This window comes from Streptomyces luteolifulvus (assembly GCF_008806595.1).
GTDB classification, from domain to species: domain Bacteria; phylum Actinomycetota; class Actinomycetes; order Streptomycetales; family Streptomycetaceae; genus Streptomyces; species Streptomyces luteolifulvus.
The window spans coordinates 1-5,547 of sequence record NZ_VZRB01000082.1 but is presented as its reverse complement, the minus strand read 5'-3'; the positions used below and the strand labels follow the sequence as shown (position 1 = coordinate 5,547).

Here is a 5,547-nt window from a genome sequence, read left to right as displayed (position 1 = left end):
TCCTGCCCACCGGCCTGCCATTCGGCTCACCCGAAGAAGCCCTCGACTGTGCCTGCGGCCTCTACCTCAACGACCCCACCGCCTGGACCACACCACCCTCCACGAACTAACGCGGAGCAGCACTAGTGATGCTCAACCATCAACTGCCCTCGGACGTTCACGAGTTGCTGTGCTAGTTTGGAAGCTGTGTCCCCGCATGTGAAGCGGTCGTTCAAGTACCGCTTCTATCCGACTGATACGCAGGCAGCCGAGCTGTCGCGCACGTTCGGGTGTGTGCGCAAGGTCTACAACTTGGCGCTCGCCGCGCGCACCGAGGCGTGGGCGCGGCAGGAACGGGTCAACTACAACCAGACTTCTGCGATGCTGACGGCGTGGAAGAAGACCGGGGAACTGGCCTACCTGAACGAGGTCTCCTCTGTTCCGTTGCAGCAGGCGCTGCGGCACCTGCAGAATGCCTTCGCGAACTTCTTCGCCAAGCGCGCCAGGTACCCGCGCTTCAAAGCAAAGAAGAAGTCCCGCGCGAGCGCGGAGTACACCTCCTCGGCGTTCCGCTTCCGCGACGGCCGTCTGACACTGGCGAAGATGGCGGACCCGCTGGACATCGTCTGGTCGCGTCCCCTTCCTGAGGGGGCCAAGCCGACCACGGTGACCGTGAGCCGGGACAGTGCCGGGCGCTGGTTCGTCTGCCTGCTGTGCGAGGACCCATCCGTCAGGCCGCTTGCGATGACCTGTACGGCGGTCGGCATCGACGTCGGCCTTGACCACCTGTTCACGCTCTCGACCGGAGAGAAGATCGCCAATCCCCGGCACGAGCGACGCGACCGCGAGCGCCTGGCCAAGGCGCAGCGGGAGCTGTCCCGCAAGGCCAAGGGCGATGGCGCCAACCGGCAAAAGGCCCGCCAGGAGGTCGCGAAGATCCACGCCCGGATTGCCGACCGCAGGCGGGATGTGCTGCACAAGCTGACCACTCGACTCGTGCGTGAAAACCAAACGCTCGTGATCGAGGACCTGACCGTACGCAGCATGGTCAAGAACCGGAGCATGTCCCGTGCCATCTCGGATGCCGCGTGGGCGCAGTTCCGGAACCTGCTGGAGTACAAGGCAACCTGGTACGGGCGGGAAGTGATCGCGGTAGACCGCTTCTTCCCCTCTTCCAAGCTGTGCTCCCACTGCGGCACCCTCCAGCCGGAGATGCCGCTGGGCGTGCGTACCTGGATGTGCGGCAGTTGTGGCACGGTCCATGACCGGGACGTGAACGCGGCGAAGAACGTTCTGGCCGCCGGGCTGGCGGTGTCCGTCTGTGGAGCCGGTGTAAGACCCCAACGGAGAACTCCAGGCGGGCAGTCGGCGGTGAAACAGAAACCCCGACGGCGCGAGCCGTAGGAATCCCCTCGTTCACGTGGGGGAGGAAGTCAAGAAGCAATGGTTGCGCTCCAGACGGCGGGCTGCTGCACCACCCAGTGGATGCCCTCGGTGAGCAGCAACGGCGTGCGGCCCTGCGCGGTGGGGCGGGCAGCGCGATCGTGCCGAGCGGGGTGAAGAGGTCGACGTCGGCCATGTCGGTGATGACGAAACCCGGCTTGCCGTCGCGGCGGAGCAGCGGCGCGAAGGGGGTGCACGAGATCGCCGGGCTGACCGCTGCCGAGCTTCGCGCCTTCGCCGAGGCCGCCGAGGCGTCGGTGGGTGGCGAGGGTGCCCTGCTCGCTGTTCACCCGGACCAAGCCCCTGCCACCCCCAGCTCGATCAGCCGCTCGCCCTGCGCCCTCAGGGTCGGCAGGACGGTGGAAGCGGCGGGCGTGGTGTCGGCATCATGCTCCCCGGGAGAGAGGTGGACGGACGCTGGCGCAACGAGGCGGCCCGCCGAAAACGTTCCCACCATCGCTGACCGGGCGCCTTCTGTCCCCGGCACTGACATCGGCCAGGCCGGCAGGGGCCCGCACACGCGCGTGTGCCCTACTTCAGCCCGACGGCCGCGCAGCCCGCCGCATGGGCCGCGGTGCAGATCTGCCGGACGGTGTAGACCCCGTCCGCGATCACTGTCTTCTTGATGGTGTCCTTCGTGAGGCTGACCACTGGCACGAGCAGCGCGGGGACGTTCTGGTGTGTGGGGCTGTCGACCCTGTCACGGGTCAGCGCGTCGAAGGCGATGTCACGGCCCTGGACCTTGGTCACCGCCATCTGAGCGGCGTACGTGGCCTCGTCCAGGAACGGCTTGTACACCGTCATGCGCTGCTCACCCGCGACGATCCGCTGCACCGCATCCAGGTTGGCGTCCTGCCCGGTGACCGGTGGGATCCTGCCGGTGCCCGCCTCCTTCAGCGCATCGATGACGGCACCCGCGATCCCGTCGTTGGCCGCGTAGACGGCGGCGATGCGGTCCAGGCCCACCGACCGGATCGCTTCCTTCATGTTCGCCTCGGCGGCCGCGGGCGACCACTTGTCGGTGTCGTACTGCTTGACGATGTCGACCTTGCCTTCGAGTTCGCCGAGCGCGCCCTGCTTGAACTGGGCGGTGTTCGGGTCGGCGGGATCGCCGTTCATCATGACGACCTTGCTGCTCGATGCCTTCGTGCCGAGTGCCTCGGTGATCGCGCGGCCCTGCACCTGGCCGACGAGTTCGTTGTCGTGGGAGACGTATGCGTCGATCGGGCCCTGTGCGAGGCGGTCGTATGCGATCACCGGTATGCCCGCGTCCTTCGACTTCTGCACGTCCGGCGCGATGAGCCTGGCGTCCACAGCGTCCACCAGGATGACGTCCACCTTGTCATCGATCATGCGCTGGAACTGCTCGCTCTGCTTGTCCACGCTCGCTTCGGCGTTGGCGTAGAGGACCCTGCCCTTGCCGTGTGTGAGCGAGGTGACTTCCTTCGTGATGATCGGGTGGTCGAACTTCTCGAAGCGTGCAGTGTCCCGGTCGGGCAGGAGCAGCCCCACCGTGATGTCGTCGCGTCGCTTCGAGGACGCGTTGCTTCCGCCCTCGCCGTCCCCGCCGATGGCGCCGCACGCGGCGAGTGAGAGTGCGGAGGAGCAAGCGGCCAGGGCTGTGGCGGCACGGCGCACAGCGGCCCTATGGGTGGAAACAGCGCTCACGTCAGGGGCCTTCCGAGGAAGCAGGGAGTAACTTCGCCCCCGAGTGGCCAACAGCAAAGCGCCGAACGATGTGACACGTCAAGATGTTGTCGTAACAAATTCGGGTTCGAGCTCGGCCCGCGCCGTCGCCGGTCGGCCGGTCGGCCGTGGATGGTCATCGCCGTGACGACGACGAGTGGGTGTTCTTGATCTGAGGGCTCGGCTGGGTCTGGCGCCTGTGATCAAATGCCGAGCGGGAGTTGAGAGGCAGGCGTGGATGGGGGGAGTGACGGTGGCTGAGGATTCCAGCGTGGGTGCCGGGTGTGTGGCCTGTGACCTCATGGCCGGCAACGCTCCACTGCCGGGCGGGAACGTGCTGCGGACCGGGTCCTGGGTCGTCGAGCACTGCGTCGGGCCGCTGGGCCTGGGCACCGTTGTGGTCAAGCCGACTCGGCATGTGGTGCACGTCGCCGAGCTGACGGCGCAGGAGTCCACCGAGCTGGGACCCCTGCTGCAGAGGGTGAGCGTTGCCGTGAGCGAGGTGATGGCCCCGGAGCAGGTGTATGTGTGCCTGTGGTCGCACGCCGGTGGGGTTCCCGGCCACATCCACTTCGTTGTGCAGCCCGCTGGAACAGAGGACATGGCCCGGTTCGGTGCCTTCGGTCCCGCGCTGCAGGTGGCGATGGGTGAGGCGAGGTGCTTCCCCGAGGCGGCGGAGGTGGAGCAGGTCTGTGCGCGGTTGAGGGAAGTCCTCGGATGAGGCCTGCCCCGCGACCCTCCGCCGCCAGCAACTGCGCTGACCCGCCGGGGCGGTCACGGGAGATCGCAGGCTAGCGGTCAATGGTGGTCGCCTGCTGGTGGATGTGCAGCGGGATGAACAGGGCCGCCGGTTCGAGACGGCCCGCCGTCACCGGGTCACCCTCGCTGAGGCGGCAGTTCGACCTGATGATCGCCGTCCGCGGGTGGGCGGGACCGTACGTGAGGGTGGCAGCGCGCAAGGCGCGTGTGAAGTGTGCGCCGCCTTCGCGTGATCGGCCCTGGATCCACCGGATGCAGCCTAGGCTGTTCTCGATCGTTGCGGTGCGCTGATGCTGGTCGCCGTAGGTCCGCCGGGAATCCTCCAGGGCGATACGTTCCTGTGCCCAGCCCGCATCGGTGTCTCCGGCTGCCGCCAGGCACATGCCCCAGTGACTGCGCACCACCGCGACGCGCGGGTGGTGTTCGCCGTACAGCGCAGCGGCCGCTTCGAGCGCCGTGAGCAGCGTCGTACGGGCTTCCTGGATTTCGCCCCCATGTGTCATCGCCGAGCCCGCGTTGGAGGAGACCACCACCATGCGCGGATGATCCGGAGGGTAGAGCGTGAGGCCGGCCGTCAGCGCGGCACGGTGCCGGCCGAGTGCCAGGGGCAGGTCGCCGTCGTCCTGCGCGAGCACGCCGAGTCCGGTGAGGATCATGGGTATCCGCGGATCCTTGTGAAGTTCAAGTGCCATGCAGATCCGGTGTGCTTGGTCCAGTTGCGAGCGGGCCACGCCGTACTCGCCGAGCGCCTGGAGGGCGGCTCCGAGATTGACGCGGACTGCCACGGTACGGTCGTGGTCGCTTCCGTAGACACGTTCCAGCCTGGTGAGTGCATCGGTCAGTTCACGCCGTGCGGCTTCGACGTCGCCTGCCAGATGCAGAGCGCCCGCCAGATTGTTGCGCCGCAGTGCGACCCGGCTGTCCGACTCGCCGAAGGCCTCGACGGTCAGCCGCAGGGCCAGGTCGTAGGCGTGGCGGGCGTCGGTGATCCGGCCGAGGTCCTGCTGGATGCGGCCCAGATGCCCGTATGCCTTGGCCTGCAGTTCGACCGGCACGCGTGCTGCCGGAGCCAGTGCGAGCGCCTCCTCCACCCGCTCCCGTGCTTCGCGCAGTCGGCCCTCCTCCTGGAGCAGGCGCCCCATGTCGATGAGGGCGGGGGCCAGAAACCCCGGGCCCACGGTCCGCTTCTTCGCCTGGGCGAGGACTCGCTGGAACAGGTCCTGCGCGTCAGCGCTCCGGCCGAGATCCTGCAGCAGCCGCCCGTAGGCGAGTTCGGTCCGCAGGAGCTGGTGGTCTGTCGGTTTGATGCCGCGAAGAAGTCGAAGCGCCGAGTCGAACAGAGCCTGCGCTGTCGTCAGGCGGGTGCTGGCGTGCAGAAAGACGGCGGTGCGCTCCAGGAGGGCAGCCAGTTCTCTCCTGGGCGTGCACCCGTACTCGCGCGCTCGGTCGTGCACTGCCAGCACATGGGGGAGCAGTGTGCCGGCCATGGTCGCGTGCTCGGGCTCACCGGCGCTGATCGGGTACACGCTCAGAAGCCATCGCACAGCGTCCGCCACTAGGGCCTGTCTGGAGTCGTGATCAATCGGCTGCTTGCAGGAGATCTCCGAGCCAGATCATCGAGGCGCGGAGTTCGAGGCCGGCGAGGTAGCTCTCGGGCGTCTTGTCGAAGCGTGTGGCGAT

The 5,547-nt window shown here is 67.7% G+C and carries 4 protein-coding genes and 1 pseudogene; 2 read left to right on the top strand and 3 right to left on the bottom strand.

All coding sequences use genetic code 11. The annotated features are described in order from the left end of the window. The first annotated feature begins 186 nt into the window (after positions 1-186). Positions 187-1,383 (top strand): RNA-guided endonuclease InsQ/TnpB family protein, encoded by a 1,197-nt coding sequence (locus F7R91_RS41550; RefSeq protein ID WP_150959038.1) that lies wholly within the window; start codon positions 187-189, stop codon positions 1,381-1,383. A gap of 27 nt (positions 1,384-1,410) precedes the next feature. Here the strand turns inward: F7R91_RS41550 and F7R91_RS42435 are convergent. Then, positions 1,411-1,777: pseudogene (locus tag F7R91_RS42435) on the bottom strand (DUF5701 family protein); the annotation flags it as partial. 176 nt (positions 1,778-1,953) lie between these two features. Continuing rightward, positions 1,954-3,090 (bottom strand): sugar ABC transporter substrate-binding protein, encoded by a 1,137-nt coding sequence (locus F7R91_RS41535; RefSeq protein ID WP_225321131.1) that lies wholly within the window; start codon positions 3,088-3,090, stop codon positions 1,954-1,956. 271 nt (positions 3,091-3,361) lie between these two features. Between F7R91_RS41535 and F7R91_RS41530 the strand changes: the two genes are divergently transcribed. Then, the gene (locus F7R91_RS41530; RefSeq protein ID WP_225321130.1) at positions 3,362-3,829 is read left to right on the top strand and encodes an HIT family protein; all 468 of its coding nucleotides are present in this window, start codon (positions 3,362-3,364) and stop codon (positions 3,827-3,829) included. 70 nt (positions 3,830-3,899) lie between these two features. Here F7R91_RS41530 and F7R91_RS41525 read toward each other — a convergent pair whose 3' ends face one another. Then, a complete protein-coding gene (locus F7R91_RS41525) occupies positions 3,900-5,393 on the bottom strand; it encodes a tetratricopeptide repeat protein (protein WP_150959033.1) in 1,494 nt (497 codons plus the stop codon). Between the last annotated feature and the right edge of the window lie 154 nt (positions 5,394-5,547).